The organism is Allobosea sp. GW821-FHT03A12 (assembly GCF_058986765.1).
In genome coordinates this window covers 511,088-535,951 of record NZ_JBYSVZ010000007.1, presented here as the reverse complement: position 1 = coordinate 535,951, position 24,864 = coordinate 511,088, and the positions used below count along the sequence as shown (strand labels likewise).

Genomic DNA, 24,864 nt, shown 5'->3' with positions numbered 1-24,864 from the left:
ATCGATGAGCTGCTGCCATTCTTCGTTCCAAAGCGCCGGGCAGGCGCATGAAACGGGACCTTGTCATGCGCGCCGAAGCATCTGCGATCGTTCACACTGAGGGCGAGTCCAACACCTCGCCTGCACGCGGCGACTGGAACGCCGGCATCGGCGACGCGGCGACGCGCGAGCTGCTGGCGCGCGATTCCGCAGCCTTCCTGCACCAGAGCCTGTCGAGCCCCTGCCTCACCGCCATCGCCAAAGCGGAGGGCATCTGGATCGAGGACACGATGGGGCGCCGCTACATGGATTTCCATGGCAACAGCGTCCACCATATCGGCTACGGCCATCCGCGCCTCAAGGCGGCGATCAAGCAGCAGCTCGACGATCTCTGCTTTTCGCCGCGCCGCTTCACCTGCGAGCCCGCGGTCGAGCTCGCCGAGACGCTCGGGCGATTGGCGCCGGGCGATCTCGGCAAGGTGCTCTTCACCACCGGCGGCTCGGATGCGATCGAGGTCGCGCTGCGGCTCGCGCGCGCCGCGACCGGCCGGTTCAAGACCCTGTCTTTCTGGGACGCCTTCCATGGCGCCGGCTTCGGCGCCTCGAGCGTCGGTGGCGAAGCGACCTTCCGCTCTGGCATCGCCGGCCCGCTTCTGCCCGGCGCCGAGCATGTCGCGCCCTGGGGCACGCGCAACTGCGCCTATGGCCACGACAATCTCGAAGATTCGGCCCGCGCCTGCGCCAGGATGATCTCCTATGTGCTGGCGAAAGAAGGGGACATCGCCGCCGTCGTCGCCGAGCCGATGCGGGCGACGCCCTATCCGCCGGCGCCCGGCTTCTGGAAGAGCGTGCGCGAAGCCTGCGACCGGCACGGCACGCTGCTGATCTTCGACGAGATCCCGACCGGGCTCGGCAAGACTGGGCGCTTCTTCGCCCATGAGCATGACGGGGTGCAGCCGGACATGGTCGTGCTCGGCAAGGCGCTGGGTGGCGGCATCCTGCCGATCGCTGCGGTGATCGCCCGTCGCGATCTCGACGTCGCCGGCGGCTACGCCATCGGCCACTACACCCATGAGAAGAACCCGGTCACCACCCGTGCGGCGCTGACGACGATCGAGATCATCCGCGAGGAGGGGCTGACCGAACGGGCGGCCGAGCTCGGCGCCCATGCGATGGAGCGCCTGCGGAGTTTTAGCGAGCGCTGCCCGTCGGTCGGCGATGTCCGCGGGCGCGGCCTGCTGTTCGGGGTCGAGCTGGTCAAGGACCGCGCCAATTTCACGCCGGACAATGCTCTGGCCGAGCGGGTCTATTATCGCTGCCTGGAGGGCGGGCTGAGCTTCAAGATCAGCCAGGGCAATGTGCTCACCTTGTCGCCGCCGATGGTGATCACGCAAGCTGAGCTCGACCAAGCGCTCGACATCGTCGAGCAGGCGATCCTGGCGGGCTAAGGGGCGGTGATGAAGGCTGTCCGCACAGACCGGGAACTGGAATGCCCTGAGATCGACGCTGGCCTGCGCGCCCGCGGCGTCGAGCTCGTCACGCTGCCCGACGGGATTTCCGAGGAGGCGCTGGCGCGGGAGGTCACTGAGGCCGACCTCCTGCTGATGTGCTACACGCCGATCACGGCGCGGGTGATCGCCGCGGCCGGCAGGCTCAAGGGCATCGTCAAATACGGCGTCGGCATCGACGCGATCGATATCCCGGCGGCGATGGCTCGCGGCATTCCGGTCGTCAACGTGCCCGAATATGCCGAGGAGACGGTCGCGGAAGGCGCGTTCGCCCTGATGATCGCGCTCGCCAGGCGGATGCCCGAGATCGGCCGCGCCATGCAGAGCGAGGGCTGGATCTGGCCGGCGCAGCGCTGGCTCGGCCGCGACATCGCCGGCGCAACGCTCGGGCTGGTCGGCACCGGCAAGATCGGGCGCAGCATGGCGCGGATGGCGGGGCTGGGCTTCCGGGCCAGCGTCCTCGGGTACGATCCGCATGTCGGCGCCGACGCCATGGCTGCTTCGGGAATCGAGAAGGTCGACGACCTCCACGCGATGTTGCGGCAATGCGACTTCATTTCGCTGCATAGCGTCCTGAACGACGCGACCCGTCATATCCTCGGCCGGGCGGAACTGGCTTGCCTCAAGCCCGGCGCCATCCTCGTCAACGTCTCGCGCGGCGCGCTGATCGACGAGGCGGCACTGGTCGAGACAGTGCTGGCCGGCCGGCTCGGCGGGGTCGGCCTCGATGTCTACAGTCAGGAGCCGCTCGCCCGGCAGGGGCATCTGCTCAGCCCGCTCTTCGGGCGCGACGACGTCATCCTGTTCCCGCACCTGACCTTCTTCACCGTTGAGGCGATGCAGCGGCTCTCCGACGACACCCTGGCGCGCTGCTTCGAGGTCCTGGACGACAAGCCGGTGCAGATCCGCTCGCACGATCCGCGCCTGCGGGCGCAGAGGCGGAACGTCGTGTTTGCCTGATCAGATATGACAGAGGCGCGGGGAACCCTCTCCTGGAAGGAGAGGGCAGGGTGAGGTGTCGGCCGCTAAACCAGTTCCGCGAACGCTCACCGCGCGGCCGGGTTCAGGCCGACAATTTCCCTTCCGAACACCTCACCCCTGCCCCTCTCCTTCCAGGAGAGGGGTTCCCCGCGCCTATTCGGCCGGACCTCGGCATGGAATGATGGGAAAGGTCGACCCAAAGTGTGCTATGAGCCGCGGTCCAGCGGCGCCGCGAGGCTGGCAGTGACGGGAACCGTGGTCCCGGCGAGGTCGATCGCCCAGCTGCGGGCATCGAGCCAGGCCTGGTCGATCGCCTCGTCGCCCTGCGCCCAGCCGAGCGCGACGATGCCGTCGAGACTCGCGCCGAACGCTGCTGAGGTGATCTCGCCGACCGGCTGGCCGTCGGCCAGGATCGCCTCGCCGCCCCAGGCCATCTGCCCGTCCGGGCAGGGCCCGACCAAAGCGATGAGACGCTTGCTCCGCGGCGCCGCGCGCGCAGCCACCAGCGCCTCGCGGCCGATGAAGTCGCCCTTGTTCAGCTTCACCGCGAAGCCGAGCCCGGCCTCATAAGGGTTGACGTCGGGAGTCAGCTCGCGCCCCCAGGCGCGGAAGCCCTTCTCGATGCGTAGCGAGTCGACCGCGTAGTAGCCGACATCACGGAGGCCGAGATCGGCACCCGCCTCGTGCAGCGCCTCGTAGATCGCGGCTGTGAACTCGGCGGGCACATAGAGCTCGAAGCCATCGCCGAGATAAGAGCGGCGGCAGGCCCATGTCGTGGCATAGCCGATCGTGATCTGGCGGATGGCGTTGGCCGGGAAGTCGGCGAGGTCGAACGAGACCGGGCTGACGCGGCTGAGGATTTCCGCCGCCTTCGGCCCGGCGAGCGAGAGCACGGCATAGGCGGAGGTCACGTCCGTCAGCGTCGCGCCGTCCGGCAGTTGCCGCCTGATCCAATGCGCGTCGCGCGTCGCCTGGGCGGTGCCGGTCAGGAGCAGATAGGCATCGGGCGCGATGCGGGCGGCGGTGAGATCGCTCTCGAAGGTGCCGCGCCCGTTGAGCAAGGCGGTGTAGACGGAGGTGCCGACCGGCACGGCGACGTCGTTGGCGGCAAGGCGCTGCAGTGCGGCCTCGGCCTGCGGTCCCTGCAGCAGGAACTTGGCGAAGCTGCTCATGTCGACGAGCCCGGCGGCCTCGCGGCAGGCACGATGCTCGGCAGTCACCGTCTCGAACCAGTTCTGCGGCCCGAAGGAGTAGCGGATCGTGCGCTCGTCTGCGCTGCGGGCAAAATAGTTGGCGCGCTCCCAGCCCATCTTCGAGCCGAAGACGGCGCCCTTGGCGGCGAGGCGATCATAGAGCGGCGAGCGTCGGAAGGGCCTTGCGGTATCGAGCTCGCGGTTCGGCCAGGGCATGGCGTAGTGCAGGCCGAGCGTCTCCTTGATGCGGTCCTTCAGCCAGGCCGGATTGTTGTTGAAATCGGCGAAGCGGCGGATGTCGACCGGCCAGAGATCGCTGGTCGCCTCGCCCGCGACGATCCATTCGGCCAGCGCGCGGCCGGCGCCGCCGGCCGAGGCGATGCCCATCGAGTTGAAGCCCGCGCCGACATAGACGCCGGCGACCTCCGGGGCCTCGCCGAGCAGGAAGTTGTTGTCGGGCGTGAAGCTCTCGGGGCCGTTGAGGAAGGTCTTGATCTGCGCCGTCTCCAGAGCCGGCACGCGCTGCAGCGCGTTCTCCATCAGGATAGCGAACTGGTCCCAGTCGTCGGACAGGAGCTGGAATTCGAACGGGTAGGGGATGCCGTCCATGCCCCAGGGCTTGGCGTCCGGCTCGAAGCCGCCCATGACGAGGCCGCCGACCTCCTCCTTGTAGTAGGTGTAGCCGTCGGGATCGCGCATCACCGGCAGGTCGGGCGTCACGCCCTCGATCTTGCCGGTGACGATGTACATGTGCTCGGCCGAGTGCAGCGGCACCGAGACGCCGCACATCCGCCCGACCTCGCGCGACCACTGCCCGGCGCAGATCGCCAGCACCTCGCACTCGACGCGGCCCTGGTCGGTGAGCACGGCCTTGACCCGGCCCTTCTCCGTTTCCACGCCGGTGACGCGGACGCCCTCGCGCACGATCGCGCCGCCATTGCGGGCGCCGCGCGCCAGCGCCTGAGTGATGTCGGATGGATTGGCCTTGCCGTCGCCGGGAAGCCAGACGCCGCCGACGAGATCGTCGGTGCGCATCACCGGCCATTTGTCGCCGGCCTCCTTCGGGCTGAGCTCCTCGATCTCGACGCCCTGGGCGCGGGCCGCCGAGATCGTGCGGCGCAGCTGGGTCATGCGCTCGGGCGTGCGGGCGACCGAGACCGAGCCGCAGCGCTTCCAGCCGGTAGCGAGCTCGGTCTCGCTTTCGAGCGAGGCATAGAGTTCGGTCGAGTAGCGGATCAGCCGGGTCATGCTGGACTGGCTGCGCAGTTGGCCGACGAGGCCGGCCGCATGCCAGGTGGTGCCGCAGGACAGGCGTCCCTGCTCCAGCAGCAGCACGTCGCGCCAGCCGAGCTTGGTCAGGTGATAGGCCAGCGAGCAGCCGATGATGCCGCCGCCGATGATGACGACACGGGACTGGGTGGGAATGGACATGGAATGCCTCCGCGATGGAGGACAGTCTAGCGGGCTAGACTCATAAAACAACAAAAAACCACAAAAACGGGCAAATCAAGAAATCCGCACCGCGGCCCCTCGTTCCGCCAGTTTTGCGGCGATGGCCGCGGGTGGAGCCTGGTCGACGAGGAGGCCGGCGCAGGGTTCGTCGCCGCCGATGCGGCTGGGCAGGACGAGCCCGAACTTGCTGGCGTCGGCCATCAGGAAGCCCTGCTCGGCTGCACCCAGCAGCGCGCTGCGGATCGCCGCGCCGGCGCGGGTGTAGTCGGTCAGGCGCCCATCGGGATCGACGCCGCCGACGCTGACGAAGGCGATGTCGGCGGAGAGACGGGCGATCGCCCGCAGGGTCTCGGCGCCGCTGGTCGCGTCCTCGTTGCGGTCGAATTCGCCGCCGATCAGGAAGACGCGGGCGCCGGCCAGCCGGCTGATCAGCCGCGCGTTCTCGAGCGAGGTGGTGTGCACGATCAGCCGCTTGCGGTCCGAGCGCGCGATAGCGCGGGCGAGGGCCTCGGTCGTGGTGCCGGAATCGAGCAGGACGGTCATACCGTCGCCGAGCAGCGAGACGGCGAGATCGGCGATCTTCTCCTTGCCCGTGCGGTTCACCGTCCGGCGGCTGGCGAAGGACGCCTCCGAACGCTCATGCCGGACTGCGCCGCCATGGACGACCGAGAGCAGGCCGCCCGCTGACAGCGCCTTGAGGTCGCGCCGGACCGTCTCGCGCGAGACGTTGAGCGCCTGGGCCAGCTCCTCGACGGTCACCGAGCCCTGCTGGTCGAGAGTGGCCAGGATGGCCTGATGCCGCCGCGCAGCGATGTCGCGTGTCATGGAAGCGAGACCGGGAGTCCTGGCCAGCGGAAGTCCTGGCCAGCGAGGGAATAGACCCGATCGGACATATGGAGTTGCCACGCGCTTGGCAATCGAACCGGCGCGGGGCGGCATACGCGCTCCGCCTATCTCAATTTTACGCATCGATTACGATTTAACCGTATAAGTTGCATAAGGCGAGATCATCCAACCAAGCAGATGCGTCCGCGGTCTCGCCCGATGCCCGGAGCTTAGATGTCACTGCTCGAACCGCCGACAGCCGTTCACGCGCGCCTTTCGCGCAAGGGTGTGGTCCGGCCGATGACCGGGGCGGATGTGCCCGCAGTCGCCCGGTTGTTCCTGAAGATCTTCAGGGGTGCGGACAGGCCGGCGGATCAAGAGCTTCAGCACTATCTATGCACCCTGGCCCTGACCTCTCCGTCCCATGACGAGAGGCTGGGCACGCAGGTCTATGAGCAGCAGGATGGGCGCATCCGCAGCGCACTGCTGGCCGTGCCGATGCGATTCGTCGCTTGCGGAAACGTTCTGCCGGGTCGGCTTCTCGGCGTCTTCATGGCCGATGCCGAGGCCGCCGGGGCGGCGCAGCTCATCCTCGCCTTGCGGCCGCGGCGCGCTGATTTCGCTTTCTGCGACAGCGCCTCGCCGACGAGCCGCGACCATCTCCTCGCGATCGGCGGCAAGCCGATCCCGGTGCAGAACCTGGAATGGGTGCGCAGCTTCCGTCCCGTGGGGGCCCTGGTCGGGCGCTTCGCCAAGCGCTTCCTGGGCGGCCGGCGCTTCGGCCTTTCCATCCTCGCGCGTCCTCTCGACGGGCTGCTGCGGCGTCGGTCGCCTGATGCGGGCACCCCGGAGCCTGGTGGCGCCGAGGTCGTCGAGATGTCCGTTCGCGATTTCCTCGTGCACGCGCCGCGGCTCGTCGCCCATTACGCGGTGCGCCCGCTCTGGAGCGAGGAGGAGCTCTCCTGGCTGGTCGCGCTGGCGGCGCAGAACACCGGGATCGGCGCCTTCACGATCCGCGCCGTCGTCGATCGCACCGGGGCGGTGATCGGCAGCATCGTCTACTACGCGGCGCCGGGGCGCACCGCCCATATCCTCAACGTCCTGTCGCTGCCCGGCCAAGAGCAAGCCGTGCTCGGCGCGATGTTCCGCCATCTCGACGAGACCGGCCATGTCGAGGCGCGCGGCCGGGCGCAGTTCGCCCTGATGGCCGGGCTCTCCTCGCAGCGCTGGCTCGTTTTCCGGCACCGGGCCTTTGCCGTCGCGCTGACGCGGGTTCCGGAGATCAATGACGCGGTCGCGCGCGGCGATGTCTATGTCGGCGGCCTCGCCGGCGAGGACTGGAGCCGGCTCCTCGGCGACTTCAACTGAGGCGGGGCGATGACGGTCTCGGTCATCCTCAAGACGCTGAACGAGGAAGCGCGGATCGGCGCCGCGATCGAAAGCGTGCTGGCGGCGCTGGAGGGGATTGGCGGCGAGGTGATCGTTGCCGATGGCGGCTCGCGCGACGGAACGCTCGCCATTGCGGCGCGCTATCCCATCCAGGTCGTCCAGCTCGAGCCGAGCATTCGGCCAAGCTGCGGCATCGGCCCCCAGCTCGGCTTCCAGTACAGCCGCGAGCCGTTCATCTGCCTGATGGACGGCGACATGCTGCTCGATCCCGGCTTCCTGCCCGAAGCGCTGTCATATCTCAGCGCCAATCCCCGCGCCGCCGGCGTGACCGGTCATGTCGAGGAGATGAACGACACCAGCCTCGAATATGTCAGGCGCGGGCGCCGGGTCTCGCCGGAGAACCGGATCGGCACGATCGACCGCATGAATGGCGGCGGCCTCTATCGCCGGGCGTCCATCGAGCTGGCCGGCTACCTGTCGGATCGCAATCTGCACGGCTATGAGGAATTCGACCTCGGCCTGCGCCTGCGGGCGCGCGGCTGGAGCCTGCATCGTCTCGACCGACGCTTCGTCCGCCATTTCGGCCACGCGATCAACGCCTATGCGCTGCTGCTGCGGCGCTGGAGATCAGGCTATCTGCGCGGCATCGGCGAAGTGCTGCGCGCCGCGCTCGGCCAGCCGCAATGGCAGCGGCTGGTCGACGAGCTGCCCGAGCTGAAGCTCTGGGGAATCGTCTATCTCTGGCTGGTGGCGATGATCGCGCTGCCCTTCGTGCTGCCGAGCCCGGCCCTAGGACTTGCGATCGATCTCGCCCTGACCGCCGGCATCATCGGCTTGATGAGCCTGCGGCAGAGGAGCCTGTCGCTCGGCCTCTATGCGGTCGTCGCCTGGCTGTTCCACGCCGCCGCCTTGCCGCTCGGTTTTATCCAGGCGCGCAAGGCGCCGGGGGCCTGGATCGAGAGCCGGGTCGTCAGCGAGGGGTCATGAGGGCAGGGGGCTGTCCCCTGCGGGCTGGGTCGTCCGCAGCCGGCTCTGCCGAGCGAGGCGGAGCAGCACCAGCCAGGCCGCGATGACGATGGCGCCGTCGATCACATAGAGCGCGACGAAGGTGCCGATCGGGGCGGCCAATGCGGTCGCGGCTGCGATCAGCACGCTGCCGGCGAGGTTGGCGCTGTTGAGGATCCAGGCCCGCATATCCTGCCGGCCCGAGGCGCCGAGCAGGTCAACCGCCGCAGCCCAGGCGCCGACGAGGATGATGGTGCCGCAGAGGCAGCGCAGGAAGAATGGCAGATCGTGGTAGTCGCGGCCGAACAGGGTCGGTAGCCAGGGCGCCAGCATGAACAGCGTTAGCGCCGTCGCACCGCCGAGGGCGAGCGCCGCGAGCAAAGCTCGCTTGGCCGTGGGCAAGGCGAGATGCAGGCCGTCGCGGCTCTCGCGCGCCAGGCGCGGATAGAGCAGCCGGTTGAGCGCATCGATCGAAAGATAGCTGGCGTCCATGATCCGTCTCGCGACGCCATAGCTGCCGACCGTCTCGATCGGGGTGAACAGGCCGATCACCAGTAGGTCGACATTGGAACGGATGGCCCGCCCGACGAATTGCGATGCGAACAGCAGGCCGGCGCGCAATTCCTCGCGCAGGATCGCGAGCCGGGGCCGGCGGAACGGCAAGAGCGATACGGCTGCGAGCAGGGCGTAGAGCAGGTTTCCGCCGCACTGCCAGAGCGCCCAGTCCGACAGGCTCGAGACCTTGAACAGCAGGCAGGCGAGGGCGGCTGTGGCCGTACGCGCGACGGCGAAGCCGACGACAGAACGGTTGGCGGCATGAACCCGGCCGAGCCCGAGGAAGGCGGTCTCCACGAGCAGGATCAACCGCACGAGAACGACATTGCCGAAGAACAACAGCGCCAGGGTCGGAATGTCGACGGAGGGGCCTGAACCCAGGCGGGTCCAGAACGACATCGCTGCGACGCCGCCGATGACGAGCACGGCTCCGCTGAGGCCGATCAGCAGGAGGTTGTGGCCGAGCAGGCTCGGATAGCTCTCGGGCTCGCGCGAGACCCGGCGAAGCAGGCAGTCGGACGCGCCCAGGCCGCAAAACTGGACCGCGATCGCAGTCACGGCAGAGATCTGCACAAACAGGCCGAATTCGGCCGGTCCGAGCGCGCGCGCCAGGATGGTGAAGGTCAGCAGTTGCGAGATTCCGGCCGATGCCAGCGATCCGCTCGACAGAAAGTAGTTGACGAAGCTGGGGCGAGCGATTCGAAGGCTCTGGCCGATATCCTTCGCGATTTTCACCAAATAATTCTCCGTGAGTTTGGTTTGGTAATCGCCTTCTGTCTCACTTCGCTCACGTTGTTTATATCTGAAATTATGTAATCAAACCATCGCATTCGATAGAATTATTGCCAGGTAATCGAATATTTATTTCATGTTTACCCGCTTTTTCTTCTGAAAACGTACAAGGCGCAGCCGGCGCTGCCTCCTCGTTAAGGTAAACATTTAATTGAGAAATCTACCTAAGGTTGTCTTTCCTTGATCAAATCTGGATTGTCACAACCTATAAGTGCAGTCGTGAAAAAATCGCGAATACGGGGAGTTCCATGATCACGATCGCGGCCGCTGGCCCTGTCCCGGTCATCGCTATTGCTGGTGAGGCAAGGTCAGCGCGGGCAAGGCACGTCTTCGAAGGTCTCGGGACCTGGTCGGCAGGGCTGAAGCGCAGCTCCGCGATCTCCAAGACGTGCATGCCCTCTCGTTGAGGCAGGTCGCCATGTACCTTACGACCGACAGCAGCAGGATGCGGTCCGGGGACGACGTCCCTTATCGCCCGGCCACCGAACCAGCCTCTTCGCCCGTCCGCACGATCACGCTTCTCCAGATGCTGGGCTGGCTGCGGCGCGGCTGGCTCTGGATGCTGGTCGCGGCGCTCGTCGGCGCGGTCGCGGCGGTCGGCGTCAGCCGCCTGCTGACGCCGCGCTTCACCGCGACGACGGAGCTGACGATCGCGCCATCCAACCTGCTGGTCACTCCGAACGACCTCTATTCGGCGAATGTGCAGAGCGACAGCCAGATCCTGGATGTCGAGAGCAAGATGCGGATGATTTCCTCCGGCAATGTCCTGCGCCGGGTCGTCGACCAGCTCCAGCTGAAGAGCGATCCGGAGTTCGCGGCCAAGCCGGCACTGTTCGGCCTTCTGGGCGCATCCGATCAACAGCTGGCCGATGGCGCCGATCTCGCCGCCACTCTGGCGCGGCGTATCACCGTAACCCGGCAGGAACGCTCCTATGTCGTCTCCCTCTCGGTCTGGGCGAGCGACGCGGCGTTGGCGGCCCGGCTGGCGAACGCCGTCGCCGAGACTTTCCGCGACGAGGTCGTGCGGGCCGATGCGGAGCGGGTGGGGCGTGCGGCGCAGGGGCTGACCGCCCGACTCGGCGAGATCAAGGCCGCCGCGACCGAGGCGGAAGACCGGGTCGAGGCCTTCCGCCGCGAGCATGGCCTGCAGCAGAACGCCTCCAGGCAGCCGCTTAGCGCCGAAGCTCTGGAACGGATGAGTGGCAAGCTGACCGACGCCAAGGCGCGGCTTGCCGAGGCGGAGGCGCGCTATGCCGAGGTTTCGCGCGCAGTTTCCCAGCATGGCGTGCAGGGCGGCGGCGTCCAGTCGCAGATCCTGGCCGGGTTGCTCGCCGACGAGGCGGCCCTGCGCCGGCAGGTCGCGGTGCTCTCCAAGACGCTGGGCCCGCGCCATCCCTCGCTGACAAGCGTGCTGACCGAGGCTGATGCGCTGGCCAAGGCACTCAAGGCCGAGACCGAGCGGCTGCGGCGCACGGCCCGCATCGAGGTCGACCAGGCCCGGAAGGCGCTCGACGCACTGAGCGGCGAGACGCGCCTGCTGCGCGGCAGCGTCTCGGTCGACGACCAGGCCCAGGTGAAGCTGCGCGAGCTGGAGCGCGAGGCGGCCGCCAAGACCGCGCTCTACCAGACCTTCCTGACCCGGGCGGGCGAGGCCGCCCAGCGCCAGCAGATCGACGCCACGGATGTCCGCGTGATCACCGCCGCGACCGCCCCTTCGCGCGCGACCTGGCCGCCCCGGCCGATCGTCGCGGCGGCCGCCGGGCTGGTGCTCGGCCTGCTGCTCTCGGCGGGCGCGCTGCTGGGGCGCGGCTATCTCGATGAATTCCGGTCCGGGAGGAGCGCAACGCCATGACACAGGCCATCGAGAGGCGCGCGTATTCGACCGCCGGCACCCTTGGGCCAGTGCTCTTCACGGCGACGCTGCTGTTCTACCTGGTCACGCTGACGCCGTTCATCGACCTTTCCGCTGCCGGTTCGAGCGACGCCGCGACGGCCAAGTCGAACACGATCAACCAGATCATCTATCTCGGCCTGACCGCGGCACTGTGGCTGACGGTGTTCAAATCGCCGGCGCGCCATCTGGTGGCGCGGCCACGCGGCCTCCTGATCGTGCTGCTGCTCTGGTTCGCGGTGGTTTCGGCGGTCTCGGCCCAGCCTGACCTCGCGCTCAAGCGCGTCTTCCTGGCGACGCTGACCATCGTGAACGGCAGCATAGTCCTGCTGCTGCCGCGCTCCGAGCGCCAGTTCGCCGGCATGCTCGCATTCTGCTGCCTCGGGGCGCTCGGGCTCGCCTATGCCGGCGTCGCGCTGATGCCGCAGCTGGCGATCCACCAGGCCAGCGAAGTCCGCGAGCCGATGAATGCCGGGTTCTGGCGCGGCCATTTCGCCCACAAGAACGTCGCAGCCGCGGCCATGGTGATCATCAGCTTCGCCGGGCTCTATCTGTTCGGCACCGGCCGGCGGCTGCTCGGCGCGGCGGTGGTGCTGCTGGCGCTCGTCTTCCTGACCCGCACCGGCGGAAAGTCGGCCGCTATGGCGCTGCCGGGCATCCTCGCCGTTGCCTGGGTCTTCGAGCGCTGGCGGGCCGTCCGCACCCCGATGGTCGTGCTGGGCATCGCCGCGGTCAACATCCTGACGATCGGCTGCTCGGTATCGCCGGCCATGCGCGAGCTGGTCGCCCAGCTCGGCATCGATCCCAGCTTCACCAACCGCACCGACATCTGGAAGATCGGCGCCGGCGCTGCCATGGACAACCCGCTGACCGGCTACGGCTTCCAGCTGTTCTGGCAGACCGATGCGATGGTCCACAAGGGCGGCGCCGCGGCGAGCTGGGCCTTCGCCGCTTTCAACGGCCACAACGCCTATCTCGACATGGCGATCACCACGGGCCTTCCCGGCCTAGCCTTGACGCTGGTGCTGCTGGTCTGGCTGCCGCTGCGCGACATCGCCCGGGCCGAGGCGACGGCGAACGATCCCGCCCTGACGCGCTTTTTCGTGCGGATATGGCTCTACGGCATCTTCGTCGCCTGCGTCGAGAGCCTGTTCTTCCAGTCGGGCAGCCTGATCTGGTTCATGCTGGTCGTCGCGATCTTCGGCCTCCACCTCCAGGCCAACGCGCACGAGATCCGCGAGCCGGCCCAGCATCGCCGCGGCATGGAGCCGGCCCATGCGTAGTGCGTTCACGCTTCCGTTCCAGCCGGAGCGCATCGCCCGTCTGCCGGCCCTGATCGACCGCTTCGCCGGCCGCCTGGAAAACCGGCTGCTGCGGGCCGCGCCCTGGCAGCTCATGCAGGTGCCGACCCGGGAGCCGATCGTCTCCTTCACCTTCGACGACGTGCCTGCATCCGCCCTCGACAAGGGCGCGGCGATCCTCGAAGCGGACGGCGTGCGCGGCACCTTCTACATTTCCGGGGGCCTCGCCGGGCGTGTAGAACCGGGCCGCACGCTGATCGACCAGGCGGGCTGCCGGGAGCTCGCCGCTCGCGGCCACGAGATCGGCTGCCACACCCACGCGCATCGCGACCTGCGCCATGTCGACGGCGAGGCCCTGGCCGAGGATCTCGCCCGCAATGCCCGCTATCTCAACGCGATCGATCCCAGGTCCGGCCGGCGCAATTTCGCTTACCCCTACAATAGCGGCTCGTTCGGAACGCGGGCGATCCTCGCCGACACCTTCCGCAGCTGCCGGGCCGGCGGGGAGGGGATCAATCGGGGGCCGACGGACCCGAGCTTCCTGCGCGCGGTCGAGATCAGGCAGCCGCAGCGGCATGTGCTCGGGCTGGCGCGCTGGATCGACACCGTGGTCGCCAATCCCGGCTGGCTGATCTTCTTCACGCACGACATCGCGCCGCGGCCGACACCCCATGGCTGCACGGCTCCCGGCTTCCGGCTGCTGGTCGGCTATGCGCTGGCGCGCGGCTGCCGGGTGCTGACCGTCGACGGCGCGCTCGACCGCATGGGCTTGCGGGAGCAGGCGAAATGACAAGCTCTCCGCGGCTCCTCGCCATCAACAACTACTTCTATCGCCGCGGCGGCGCCGAGAGCGTCTTCCTGGACCAGATCGAGCTGTTCGCGGCGGCGGGCTGGGAGGTCGTGCCCTTCGCGATGCAGCATCCCGCCAATCTGCCGAGTGCCTGGTCCGAATATTTCGTCTCCGAGATCGAATATGGCGGGGCGGGCGGGCCGCTCACCAAGGCGAAGCAGGCCGCCAAGGTCGTCTTCTCGCTGGAGGCGCGCCGGAACATCCGGGCCCTGATCGGGCGGGCGCCGCCGACGATCGCGCATGCCCACAACGTCTATCACCACATCTCGCCGTCGATCTTCGGCGCTCTCAAGGCCGAGGGCGTGCCGCTGGTGATGACGGCACACGACCTGAAAATCGCCTGCCCGGCCTACAAGATGCTGAGCCAGGGCCGTGTCTGCGAGCGCTGCCAGGGCGGGCGCATCCATAACGTCCTGCTCCGTCGCTGCGTCAAGGATTCGGCTCTGGTCAGCGGGCTCGTCCTGCTGGAGACGCTGGTCCACCGCAGCTTCGGCCTCTATCGCGACACGATCGACTGCCTGGTTGCCCCGAGCCGCTTCTATCGCGACAAGCTCATCGCATGGGGCTGGGACGCGGGCCGCATCGCCTACATTCCGAACTGCATCGATACCGGTCGGTATCCGCTGACGCAGTATGAAGGCGACTACTTCGTCTATGCGGGACGGCTCGCGCCGGAGAAGGGACTGACAACGCTGGTGCGCGCCGCGGCGCTGTCGCGCCAGCGGCTGGTCCTCGCGGGTAGCGGACCGGAGGAGCCGGCCTTGCGCAAGCTCGCCGAGGAGCTCGGCGCCGAGGTCGCCTTTACCGGCCATCTCGAAAAGCCGGCGTTGCAGCGGCTTGTCGGCGAGGCGCGGGCGCTGGTCCTACCCTCCGAATGGTATGAGAACGCGCCGATCAGCGTCCTCGAAGCCTACGCCCTCGGGCGCCCGGTCATCGGCACGCGGATCGGCGGCATTCCGGAGCTGGTTGTCGATGGGCAGACCGGCGCGCTGGTCGAGCCGGGCAATGCCGAGATGCTGGCCGAGGCGCTGGCCACGCTCGCGAGCCTTTCCTCCAGTGCACGCGCCAGCCTCGGCGCGGCCGGCCGTGCTTGGATCGCCTGGGAGTTCTCGCCCGACCGCTACCGCGACCGCACCCTGGCTCTCTATGAGGCGCTGCGCTGATGTACACACTGATGCCGCCCATCGGCGCAAGGCCGCCCGAACGCAGCGTGATCTTCGTCGGCCTGCGCGGCGTCCCCGAGATCCAGGGCGGGGTCGAGACCCATGTCGCGGCGATCGCGGCGCGTTTGGCGGAGCGCGGCTGGCGGGTCGAGGTGCTCGGCCGGGCGCCCTATCTGCCGTCGCGACGGCCCTATGCCTGGAAGGGTGTCACCGTCACGCCGGTCTGGGCGCCGCGCTCGCGCAGCTTCGAGGCGCTGGCGCATACGGCGCTCGGCTTGATCGTTGCGGCCGGGCGCAACCCGGATCTCGTCCACATCCATGCGATCGGGCCGGCCCTGCTGACGCCGCTCGCGCGTCTGCTCGGCCTGCATGTCGTGGTGACGCATCACGGCTTCGACTATGAGCGCCAGAAATGGGGGCGCCTGGCGAAATCCGTCCTGCGGGTTGGCGAGGCGCTGGGCATGCTGTTCTCCCACGCCAATATCGGCGTGTCGAAGGGGATCGTCGACAGCGTCCGCCGCAGGTTCAGCGTCGGCGCGACCTTCATCCCGAACGGCGTCGAGAATCCGTTCCCGCAGCAGGATGCGTCCTATCTCGACCAGATCGAGGTCGCCCCGTACCGCTATGTGCTGAGCGTCGGCCGGATCGTCGAGGAGAAGCGGCATCTCGACCTGATCCAGGCCTTCGCGCGCCTCGGCGATCCCGCGCTCAAGCTCGTCATCGCCGGCACGGCCGACCATGCCGGGCGCTATCAGCGCGCCGTCGAGGCGGCCGCCGCGACGACGCCCGGCGTGGTGATGGCGGGCTTCCAGCGCGGCGAGGCGCTGTCCCAGCTCTACCGGCATGCCGGGCTGTTCGTCCTCCCGTCGAGCCATGAAGGCATGCCGATGGTGCTGCTGGAGGCCCTGAGCTACGGCGCGCCCTGCCTCGCCAGCGACATCGACGCCAATCTCGCGCTCGACCTCGGGCCGGGCAGTTACTTCCCCCTCGGCGACGTCGATGCGCTCGTGGGGGCGATGCAGGTGAAGCTCGCTGCGCCCAACCCGGCCGAGGGCGCGGAGCGCGCCGCCCGGGTGCTCGATTCCTTCGGCTGGGGCGCGATCGTCGACCGCACCACCGACGTCTACGAGAGCGCGCTGCTCGGCTGGGGAGTGGGCAAAGCCCGCCATGGCGGAGCCGACTTCCGGCCGCGCATCGAATTCGGAGGCCGATGATGCTGCCTGCCCTGCGCAATCTCGAAATGACGATCCTCGGCCTCGGCTTCCTCGGCCTCGCCTGGGGCAAGAGCAGGCTCAGCGGCTACACCACGCCGAACGGCGTGGCGAAAGCCGACGAGGAGGGCAAGATCGCCTATCTCCTCGACATCTTCGCCTCGCTGCGCCGCGTCCTGCCGCCGCACTTCGACCTGCGCGGGCGCGACGTGCTGGAGCTCAGCCCCGGCTCCTCGCGAGGAAACGGCGTGCTTTTCCTGGCGCTCGGCGCGCGCTCCTACCACGCCATCGACGTCTTCGATCTCGCCGGCGACGAGGACCCGGTCTTCTACGACCGACTGCTCGATCGCTTCCCTGAAGGCCGCAGGGCCGCTCGGGAGCGTGCCCGGGCCATCGCCCGTGGCGCCGGTGCGCGTGAGTTCGGCTATGCCGTCGGCCGGGATTTCGACATTCGCCGCCTCGCCGGCCAGCGCAGCTTCGACCTGATCGTCAGTTGCGCGGCCTTCGAGCATTACGATGATCCGGCGCAGGCGATTGCGAGCCTGACGCAGGTCGCCCGGCCGGGCTGCGTCAGCGTCCACATCATCGACCTGCAGACGCATTCGCGCTGGATCCGCGAGCACGACCCGAACAACATCTATCGCTATCCCGAGCGGCTCTATCGCCTCTTCCGCTTCCCCGGGCAGCCCAACCGGCGCCGTCCCGCCGATTATGTCGGCAGTTTCGCGGCCGAGGGCTGGAGCGATGTCCGTTTCGTGCCGTCGCGGACCATCGACCCCGCGCTGCGCGAGGCTTCGCTGCAGGGCCTCGCCGCGCCCTTTGCCGGCCGGGACGACATGAGCATCCTCGATGGCGCCCTGACGGCGCGCTATCCCGGGCCGGGCGGCAATCGGGGGCTGGCGTCATGACCAGCCGCCGCTCGGTTCTCGGAGGTCTCGCCGGCATCACGGCACTCGCTTCCTTCGGGACGATGCGCGCCGCAAGCGAGCCCGGCGGCGACATCCCGCTGTTCCGCCGCGGCATCGGCGTCTCGCATGCGCTGGGCTGGGCCGAGGTCGAGGCCGACGGCTCCTATGGCGAGGCGCCGTTCTCAGGCCCGCGCTTCCGCTTCGACAAGGCTCAGCGCCGGGCGATCCGCGCCGCGGGCTTCGATTTCGTGCGGCTTGCCGTCGATGTCGGGCCTTTCCTGGCGTTCACTGGGGTGGCGCGCGACAGGCTCGACGAACTCCTCATCGGCACGGTCCGCGACCTCGTCGATGCCGATCTCGGCGTGATCGTCGATCTGCATCCGAGCGCGATGAAACAGGCCTACCGGCCTGCCGCGCTGACCGCGGGCGTCGAGACGCCGAATTTCCAGGCCGTGCTCGGCTTGCTGCAGCGCCTGGCCGGGCAGCTGGAACAGCTCGGGCGGGGCAGGGCGGCGAGGCTCGCATTGGAGCTGATGAACGAACCGGAGCTGCCGCAGACGGCCTGGCAACCCATGCTCGAAGCCGCCTACCGGGCGGCGCGCAACGGCTCGGCGACGCTGCCGCTGGTGCTGGGTGGTGGTTCGATGAACGCGCCGGCGGCGCTCACCGCGTTCGACATGCGCCTATTCGCTGGGGATGCCCGCCTGATCTACACCTATCACGACTATTCGCCCTGGCAGTTCACGCATCAGGGCGTGCGCGGAAGCCCCGCTTTTGCTCTGGATGCGATCGCCTATCCGGTGCCGCCCTCGGCAGCGGCGATGATGGCCGCGACCCGGCGGCGCACCGTCAATCTCGGACTCGACGGCGCAGCCCTGGAGCAGGCAGAGCAGGCGAAGCGGACGCTCGCGCGCTATGCCGGCTTCGATCGCTCCGACCTCGAACGAACCTTCCGGCAAGTGAGCGCCTGGCGCAGCGCGCAGCGCCTGCCGGCCCATGCCATCCTGCTCGGCGAATTCGGGGTGCACAGGACTCCTTATCTGGAGACGCTCGAGGGGGCGGCGGCGCGCGAGCGCTGGCTGCGTGACATGCGCGAGCTCGCCGAGGCGCATGGCTTCGCCTGGGCTTGCTGGACCTATGCCGGAGCAGGTGGGTTCGCGCTGGCACAGGACGAGACCGGCCCGGGCTTCAATGAACCGACCCGTCGCGCATTGGGGCTGCGATCGCCATGAACCCCGCCATGCCCTGCCAGCGCTATGCCCATCTCGACGCGCTGCGGGCGGTCGCGGCGCTCGCCGTGATGGTCGAGCACCTGTTCGGCGACCTGCTCCGGCAGGCTCCGGCCGCGACGGGGCCGATGAGCGCGCTCGCTCGGTCAGTCGTTGAAAACCTCAGTCTCGGCCGGTTCGGCGTGGTGCTGTTCTTCCTGATCAGTGGCTTCGTCGTGCCCTTCAGCATCACCGGCGAGCGCCCGCTCCGGCATTTTGCGATCTCGCGCCTGTTCCGGCTCTATCCGGCGTTCTGGCTGGCGCTGGCGGTGCTCGCGGCGATGGGCTGGCTCTCCGGCGACGTGCTGGGGACGGCGACCGTGCTCGCCAACCTGACCATGGCGCCGCCGCTCTTCGGCCAGCCCTGGCTCTCGCCGATCCACTGGACCCTGTTCGTCGAGCTCTTGTTCTACGGCCTCGTCGCGCTGCTGTTCGCGGTGGGGGCGCTGCGACAGATCGGCGTCCTGCTTGCCTTGAGCCTTGCCTTGATCGCCGCGACAGTGCTTCCGGTGCAACTGCGCACGCATGGTGTCGCCAACCTCCCGGTCCAGTATCTCGGCCTGCACCTGTCCTTCCTGCTCCTCGGCCTGCTGCTGCGGCTCTGGCTGGTCGAGGAGAGGCGGAGAGCGCGGCTCGCGGCGCTGGTTCTCGTGCTCGCGCAGCTCGCGGGGGTGCTCTCGGTCGCGCAGTTCTCGCTGGCGCGCGGCGACAATTTCATCATGGAGGGGATGAAGCCGGTCCTGGCGGCCTATGTGCTCGCCCTGGCTGTCTTCCTCGCCGCGATCCGGCTGGAGCGGCCGCGCTCCCTCCTGCTCGCGCGGATCGGGCTGACCAGCTATTCGATGTATCTGTTCCACGGCAGCGTCAACGCGCTGGTCTATCGCGTCCGGCCTCTGACCGGCGAGTTCGGCGACATCGCGACGATACTCGCCTGCATCGGCCTGACCCTGGCACTGTCCTGGCTCGTCTATCTGATGGTCGAGCGCCCGATGATCAGGCTCGGGCGCCGGATCGCGTCGCCGCGCGCGGTCCCGCCCTTGCCCGACATCGCCGTCGCGGCCGTTCCTGAACACCGGGGCGGCGACAAGCTCGTCAGCGCGGTCCTCGGCATGGCCATCGCCGCTGTGACGCTGAGCTGGTTCGCGCTGCTCGGTTATCTCGGCTGGACGATCGCCGAGTCACTGTGATCGCTCGCAGTTGCGTTCGGAGCAGCTTGCTTCCGTGCGCGGAAACCGAGGCGATCGAGCGAACCGCCTCGGCCAAGTCATCGCGTGGACCGTGCCGGCGAAAAGCGCCTACCGGCTCGGCTCACAAGGTCTTGCAGGGCGCGGCGTTGATCGCGACCTTGCGTTGCTCCACCGCCGGCAGGAACTTGCTGGTGAAGGTCTCGTCGACCGTGGGCTGCCGCGGCAGCTTGCGCTGCTCGGCGGTGAGCTTCAGCACCGCCTCCATGCGGGCCTTGTCGATGTCGCCGACGCCGCTCGCGAGCGTCGCCTTGCCACCCATGTCCTCCATGACGGTGTCGACCAGCCGGCCGCGCTCGTTGACGGGGTCGCTCTTCGGGCTGCGCTTCATCACCGCGGCGATCGCCTCGTCGGGCTGGCAGACAGCCGCCATCACGCCGCGGTTGACCGCGTTGACGAAGCGTTTGGCCAGTTCCGGATCACGCGCGACCGCGGGTGAGACCATCACCGCATTGCCGAGCAGTTCGGGCGCGACGTCCGGATAGCGGAGGAAGCGGATTTCCGAGGCGACCTGCTTGCCGGCGGCGCGGACGCCGACCGAGATGGTCGAGTAGTAGCCGAACAGGGCGTCGGCCTTGCCCTCGGCGATGACGCCGAGCAGCGTCTTCCAGTCACCGTCGTTCTTGACGATGCGGACCGACGACCCGTCGATCCCCGCCCGTTTCGCATATTGCTCGAAGGTGTTGAGGGCGACGTCGGTGGTGTGGCCGGTGATGGTCAGCTTTTCGAGGTCGCCCGGCGTCTTGACCTTGGAGCTTACCGGCACCGCGACCACCGAAGGCGAGCGGTCCATCAGCATGTAGACGCCGATCGGAGCGGTCTTGGGATCGGCGGCGGCCTGCTCGATCAGGGCCTGCATGTCGCCATAGCCGACATCGAAGCCCTCGCTCGCCATGCGGGGCGCCGCCGTGAAGGCGCCGCGTCCGTCGACGAACTCGATCTCGAGACCCTCATCGCGGAAATAGCCGCGATCATCGGCGAGCAGGAACCAGGCATTGGCGCCGGTATAGCCGGAGTTCAGCAGGAATTTGAGCTTGCGCAGCGGTTTGGCGGCATCGCCCGCCGGTTGTGATTGGGCCTTCGCCTCGGTGAGGACGAGACCCGTTTCGTGCATGTTCAGAAATCCCGCCAGCAGTGCAAGCAGTGCGGTGTGCTTTTTCATGTTCTGTTTCCCCCCAAACATGAAAATTTCAAGGATGTCGACGGCTGTCGCAAAGGTTCAGCCGATCGCTGCGATAGGTTCGCCTCGCCTGTTCTCCTTTCCTGTTGTGTCGTGGGGAGCGATCGAAGCAGAGTTCACGGCACCCGCCAATGCTCAGGATGCGGGAGCAGGCGGCGATCCGCACGGACTGGTAGATTGATCGGTCGCGGGAGTGGTCGTCGTCCGGCGGCATTCGACGCCGCCGGGAGGTGGCAATGTGGGCCTCCGCCGTAGTCAGCCGGCTGGCGTCTGCGGCAGCATGAAAGCGGCGAAAAACGCGGCCAGGCCGGCGTGATCGTCGAGCGGCAGGACGTTCGCGACGTATTGGTCGGGACGCACGATCACCAGGCAGCCGCGCTCGCGGTCGATGCCGCGCAGGTCGAAGATGTCCTGGCCGCTTTTGAGGTCGGGGCAGAACACCTTTTCGTAATCGATCAGGCCGAGGCGGCCCTTGCGCGGCAGGAGCAGGCTCGGAAGGGCTTCGACGGCGACCTCGCGATGGGGCTGCTGCAGGATCGCGCGCAGGTCGATGACCACGTCGATGTCGTCGCCCGGCTTGGTGTAGCGGTGCAGAGGAGAGGCGGGAGAATCCGCCAGGACATCGCAGAGCGCGCGCAGACGTGATGTCGGCGAGGACGGGTCGGCCTTGTCGGCGAAGGCGTAGAGGCGCCAGCGGCCGTCGGCCTGCGCGACATGGCCGAGCTCGACCGGCTTGGCGTCGCCGAGGCGGATCACCGGGGCGGACTGGAAGCGCGCGCCGATCGGCAATCCTGTCGCCAGATGCGCATGAGTGGACTCGCCCGTCAGGGCTGAGGGCGCGTAGCGGGTCGCGGTCCCCGCCGTGTAGCGCCCATGCTTGACGAAATAGGCTTCGACCTCCTTGGGATCGACGCCGTCACTGGTCTCCGAGGTCTTCAGGGGGGCGCTCAGCATCTTCGCCCATTCCCGGTCGAAATCGATCAGCTCCTTGGCGATCGCCTGGCGCTCGGCCGAGTAGCTGTGCAGCAGCTCCGGCGGGCATTGCCTGCCCAGGACCGCGGCCAGCTTCCAGCCGAGGTTGAAGGCGTCCTGCATCGAGACGTTCATGCCCTGGCCGGCCTTCGGGCTATGGGTATGGCAGGCATCGCCGGCGATGAAGACGGAGGGCAGGCGCTGTCCGACCTCGGCCTCCGGCACGTCGTCGAACTTGTCGCAGAGGCGCTGGCCGATCTCGTAGACCGACCACCATGCGACCTCCTTCACCTCGAAGCTGTAGGGACGCAGGATGCGCTGCGCCGCGGCGATCAGGTGCTCGACGCCGATATTACGGCTGGCGACGCGCTCGTTCTGCGCGAGCTTGTCGAGCTCGACATAAATGCGGATCAGATAGCCGCCCTCGCGCGGAATGATCAGGATGGTGCCTTCGCCGGCTGACTGGATAAGCGCCTTCAGCCGGACATCCGGGAAATCGGTGACCGCGAGGACGTCCATGACGCCCCAGGCCTGGTTGGCGGAATCGCCCTGCAGCGTGCGGCCGATCGACTTGCGTACGGCGCTGCGGGCGCCGTCACAGCCGACGACATAGCGGGCCCGGACGGTCTCGATCTCGCCTTCATGAGAGGGATCGACACGCTCCAGCCGCACCGTCACCGGGTGCGACGCGGCGTTGTCGATCTGGAGATCGACGAGGCGCCGGGAATAGTTGGGCTCCAGCCGGCTCGGCGAGTTACGCATCACATCGAGGAAGAAGTCGTGAATCCGCGCCTGGTTCAGGATGACATGCGGGAATTCGGAGAGCCCATCCTCGACGTCCTGGATACGGCCGCTGCGGGTGATCGCCTCCGGCCGGACTGCATCCGGCTTCCAGAACACCGTCTCGTTGACCCAGTAGCTCTCCTTCAGCACCCGTTCCGAGAAGCCGAAGGCGTTGAACATCTCGATGGTGCGGCAGGCGATGCCGTCAGCCTGCCCCAACTCCAGCGGCCCGGGCTTCCGCTCGACGATCCGGGTGGTGATCCCGGGGAAGGCCGAGAGCTGGGCTGCCAGCGTCAGGCCGGCCGGGCCGCAGCCGACGATCAGGACGTCGACCTCCTGCGGCAGGGTAACGCTGGCCGCGGATGCGGCGGGGCCGTTGGCGGGCTCGGACATGGCGGGATCGCCGACCCGGAAGCCGTTGAGATGGAATTGCATGGCAGCCACCTTCAGCGAGGCAGGATGATCATGGAGAAAGGGATGCGGACCGCGCCTCAGCGCCGGCGGGTGCGGGCCTGTTCGAGCCACATCTCCCAGGGACGGTGGACCTGCGCCTCGATGCTGGCGACGCAGGCGCGGCTTTCGCCCTCGGTGAGATAGGTGACCTCGCCGAGCTGCATCGCCTGGAGCTGGTAGCGCGCATTGAGCTCGGCATAGACGGCGCGATAGACCGCCTGCTTGATCGAATAGCCGACCACGGTCGAGCCATGGCCGCGCATCAGCACGATGTCGTGCCCGTCGAAATGCTCGGCCAGCGCCCGGCCGAGATGGTTGTTGCTGATCAGGAGATCGGTGGCATCGCCGCCGGCCTCGCGGATCTCGAAGACCGGCGCGCCCTGGCCGACGAAGCCGGCCATGTGGAACATCGCCCGAAGCCGCGTGCCCTTGACGACGCTGAGCGGCACGATCGAATGCGAGTGGCTGTGGATCACGGCCATCACGTCCGGGCGCTTGCGGAAGATCTCGGCGTGGATGAAGCGCTCGAGATAGACCTTGCGGCCATTGGCGTTGACCGCCTCGCCATCGAGCGTGAACTCGACGATGTCCTCGGCCGCGACCCGGCTCGGCGCCATGTTGCGCGCCAGCAGGAAGCGGTCGGGCCGCTTGTCATGACGTACGCTGACATGGCCGAACGCGTCGACGACGCCCTGGTCGAACAGGATGTGGTTGGCGGCGACGAGCTCTTCGACGACCTCCGGCGAGGGGGCGACCGAAGCGGCGGCCGTATCGGCCACATCGACGGCGATGGGTTGATTGCCATGGTCCGCGGTGCACATTGCTCGCTCTCTCCGAAATCGCCTTGATCGAAACGTTATGGGCCAGCCCTTGCCGGCAAGGCGGCCTGACCGCCGAGCCGGGCAGATGATCAGAGAGGCGGACGAGCGCGCAAGCTGCTTGCAGCCGCATGTGCGGCTCCCGGCTTCCAGCCGCTGGAAACCGCAAGCACCAACCTCCCATCCGGCGATCTCCGATAGATCGTCCGTATACTGATTAACAGGATACTCACATATTTTCCGGTGTCAACCAGAAGTGGGGCGGTTTGACCGCTTACGGACTGAAAGCATACGATCTATAGCGGAGACGCAGCGGTCGAGCCGGGCACTATCGGCAGACGAAGAGCCGGCGGCGCAGACATTCGAGCGGCGAAATCCATCTGCCGCCCCAGCAAGGCAAAGCGATGATGTCGATGGACGATATCTACCATATGCCCGGTCATCTCATCCGGCGCGCCCAGCAGATCGCGGTTTCGATCTTTCTCGAGGAGTGCGCGCCGGTCGATCTCACCCCTGTCCAGTTCGCGGCCCTGGTCACGGTACGCGACAATCCCGGCATCGATGCGACCCGCCTGTCGGCCCTCGTCGCCTTCGACCGCTCGACGCTCGGCAATGTGCTGGAGCGGATGGAAGCGAAGGAGCTGATCGAGCGCTCGGGCAGCAAGGACGACAAGCGCGTCAAGGTGCTGCACCTCTCGCCCAAGGGCGAGCGCATCCTGAAGGAAGCCGAGCCGCTGGCGCAGCGGGCTCAGGAGCGCATCCTGGCGCCGCTGGCGCCGGAAGATCGCGAGGCCTTCATGCGCATGCTGGCGCAGCTGGTCGAGCTCAACAACGAAGCTTCGCGCGTGCCGCTGCGGCTCGCGGCGGGGCGTTCGACCGAGGCCGCCTGACGGCCTGACATTCTCTTTCTGCGAAAGGCCGATCGTCTTGGCTCCTCCCTTCCCCCTTGTGGGGAAGGGCTGGGGATGGGGGTGGTTCCGCCTGGTGATGGTTGGCAGGAAGAGGAGCTTGGCAGTTACGACAGCGCCACGGCGATCTTCCGCCCGCTCCGGCTTTACGACCCCCACCCCTACCCCTCCCCACAAGGGGGAGGGGGCTCGCCCGTCACGCCTTTCGCGGATCAAGTCTGTCCGACTTGCGATC

General features: G+C 68.0%; 19 protein-coding genes. 13 read left to right on the top strand and 6 right to left on the bottom strand.

Annotated elements, in window-relative coordinates; genetic code table 11:
* Positions 1-65: 65 nt before the first annotated feature.
* Both pbfA and AC3WLC_RS27885 read left to right on the top strand, forming a co-directional pair.
* Positions 66-1,427 (top strand): (R)-1-hydroxy-2-aminoethylphosphonate ammonia-lyase, encoded by a 1,362-nt coding sequence (pbfA, locus tag AC3WLC_RS27890; protein WP_493687140.1) that lies wholly within the window; start codon positions 66-68, stop codon positions 1,425-1,427.
* A gap of 9 nt (positions 1,428-1,436) precedes the next feature.
* Positions 1,437-2,447, top strand: coding sequence for a 2-hydroxyacid dehydrogenase (locus AC3WLC_RS27885; protein WP_493687139.1), 1,011 nt, complete (start codon positions 1,437-1,439; stop codon positions 2,445-2,447).
* A gap of 227 nt (positions 2,448-2,674) precedes the next feature.
* Here AC3WLC_RS27885 and AC3WLC_RS27880 read toward each other — a convergent pair whose 3' ends face one another.
* Entirely contained in the window at positions 2,675-5,092 is a 2,418-nt protein-coding gene (locus AC3WLC_RS27880) for a GcvT family protein (RefSeq protein WP_493687138.1), read from the bottom strand.
* A gap of 75 nt (positions 5,093-5,167) precedes the next feature.
* Entirely contained in the window at positions 5,168-5,938 is a 771-nt protein-coding gene (locus tag AC3WLC_RS27875) for a DeoR/GlpR family DNA-binding transcription regulator (RefSeq protein ID WP_493687137.1), read from the bottom strand.
* A 234-nt stretch (positions 5,939-6,172) separates the two neighbouring features.
* On the opposite strand from AC3WLC_RS27875, the gene AC3WLC_RS27870 reads away from it, so the two are divergent.
* Positions 6,173-7,306, top strand: a complete 1,134-nt coding sequence (locus tag AC3WLC_RS27870) for a GNAT family N-acetyltransferase (RefSeq protein WP_493687136.1) — start codon at positions 6,173-6,175, stop codon at positions 7,304-7,306.
* Positions 7,307-7,315: 9 nt separating this feature from the next.
* Complete coding sequence (locus AC3WLC_RS27865) at positions 7,316-8,314, top strand: glycosyltransferase family 2 protein (RefSeq protein WP_493687135.1); 999 nt, start codon at positions 7,316-7,318, stop codon at positions 8,312-8,314.
* Here the strand turns inward: AC3WLC_RS27865 and AC3WLC_RS27860 are convergent.
* Positions 8,309-9,622: a lipopolysaccharide biosynthesis protein gene (locus AC3WLC_RS27860; protein WP_493687134.1), complete on the bottom strand. Its 1,314-nt coding sequence runs from the start codon at positions 9,620-9,622 to the stop codon at positions 8,309-8,311. The two genes, AC3WLC_RS27865 and AC3WLC_RS27860, sit on opposite strands and share 6 nt — an antisense overlap.
* Positions 9,623-10,097: 475 nt before the next feature.
* Between AC3WLC_RS27860 and AC3WLC_RS27855 the strand changes: the two genes are divergently transcribed.
* From AC3WLC_RS27855 to AC3WLC_RS27820, 8 genes are read left to right on the top strand one after another with little or no spacing between them, the layout of a single operon-like run.
* Entirely contained in the window at positions 10,098-11,531 is a 1,434-nt protein-coding gene (locus AC3WLC_RS27855; RefSeq protein ID WP_493687133.1) for a GumC family protein, read from the top strand.
* Positions 11,528-12,853, top strand: coding sequence for an O-antigen ligase family protein (locus tag AC3WLC_RS27850; RefSeq protein WP_493687132.1), 1,326 nt, complete (start codon positions 11,528-11,530; stop codon positions 12,851-12,853). Before AC3WLC_RS27855 ends, AC3WLC_RS27850 begins: the two co-directional genes overlap by 4 nt.
* On the top strand, positions 12,846-13,661 hold the full coding sequence (locus AC3WLC_RS27845; protein WP_493687131.1) for a polysaccharide deacetylase family protein: 816 nt from the start codon (positions 12,846-12,848) through the stop codon (positions 13,659-13,661). The genes AC3WLC_RS27850 and AC3WLC_RS27845 overlap by 8 nt, the downstream gene beginning before the upstream one ends.
* Positions 13,658-14,884 (top strand): glycosyltransferase family 4 protein, encoded by a 1,227-nt coding sequence (locus tag AC3WLC_RS27840; protein WP_493687130.1) that lies wholly within the window; start codon positions 13,658-13,660, stop codon positions 14,882-14,884. Before AC3WLC_RS27845 ends, AC3WLC_RS27840 begins: the two co-directional genes overlap by 4 nt.
* Positions 14,884-16,098: a glycosyltransferase family 4 protein gene (locus tag AC3WLC_RS27835; protein ID WP_493687129.1), complete on the top strand. Its 1,215-nt coding sequence runs from the start codon at positions 14,884-14,886 to the stop codon at positions 16,096-16,098. Before AC3WLC_RS27840 ends, AC3WLC_RS27835 begins: the two co-directional genes overlap by 1 nt.
* A complete protein-coding gene (locus tag AC3WLC_RS27830; protein ID WP_493687128.1) occupies positions 16,098-17,003 on the top strand; it encodes a methyltransferase domain-containing protein in 906 nt (301 codons plus the stop codon). Before AC3WLC_RS27835 ends, AC3WLC_RS27830 begins: the two co-directional genes overlap by 1 nt.
* Positions 17,000-18,235: a glycoside hydrolase family 5 protein gene (locus AC3WLC_RS27825; RefSeq protein ID WP_493687127.1), complete on the top strand. Its 1,236-nt coding sequence runs from the start codon at positions 17,000-17,002 to the stop codon at positions 18,233-18,235. Before AC3WLC_RS27830 ends, AC3WLC_RS27825 begins: the two co-directional genes overlap by 4 nt.
* Positions 18,232-19,458 carry an acyltransferase family protein gene (locus tag AC3WLC_RS27820; protein ID WP_493687126.1) on the top strand — a complete coding sequence of 409 codons (1,227 nt, stop codon included), beginning with the start codon at positions 18,232-18,234 and terminating at the stop codon, positions 19,456-19,458. Before AC3WLC_RS27825 ends, AC3WLC_RS27820 begins: the two co-directional genes overlap by 4 nt.
* 121 nt (positions 19,459-19,579) lie before the next feature.
* Here AC3WLC_RS27820 and AC3WLC_RS27815 read toward each other — a convergent pair whose 3' ends face one another.
* From AC3WLC_RS27815 to AC3WLC_RS27805, 3 genes are all read right to left on the bottom strand, one after another.
* Positions 19,580-20,677 carry an ABC transporter substrate-binding protein gene (locus tag AC3WLC_RS27815; protein WP_493687125.1) on the bottom strand — a complete coding sequence of 366 codons (1,098 nt, stop codon included), beginning with the start codon at positions 20,675-20,677 and terminating at the stop codon, positions 19,580-19,582.
* Positions 20,678-20,950: 273 nt separating this feature from the next.
* Positions 20,951-22,885 carry an FAD-binding monooxygenase gene (locus AC3WLC_RS27810; protein ID WP_493687124.1) on the bottom strand — a complete coding sequence of 645 codons (1,935 nt, stop codon included), beginning with the start codon at positions 22,883-22,885 and terminating at the stop codon, positions 20,951-20,953.
* A gap of 56 nt (positions 22,886-22,941) precedes the next feature.
* Positions 22,942-23,724, bottom strand: a complete 783-nt coding sequence (locus AC3WLC_RS27805) for a class II aldolase/adducin family protein (protein ID WP_493687123.1) — start codon at positions 23,722-23,724, stop codon at positions 22,942-22,944.
* A gap of 404 nt (positions 23,725-24,128) precedes the next feature.
* Between AC3WLC_RS27805 and AC3WLC_RS27800 the strand changes: the two genes are divergently transcribed.
* Entirely contained in the window at positions 24,129-24,611 is a 483-nt protein-coding gene (locus AC3WLC_RS27800) for a MarR family winged helix-turn-helix transcriptional regulator (RefSeq protein WP_493687122.1), read from the top strand.
* Positions 24,612-24,864: the final 253 nt, after the last annotated feature.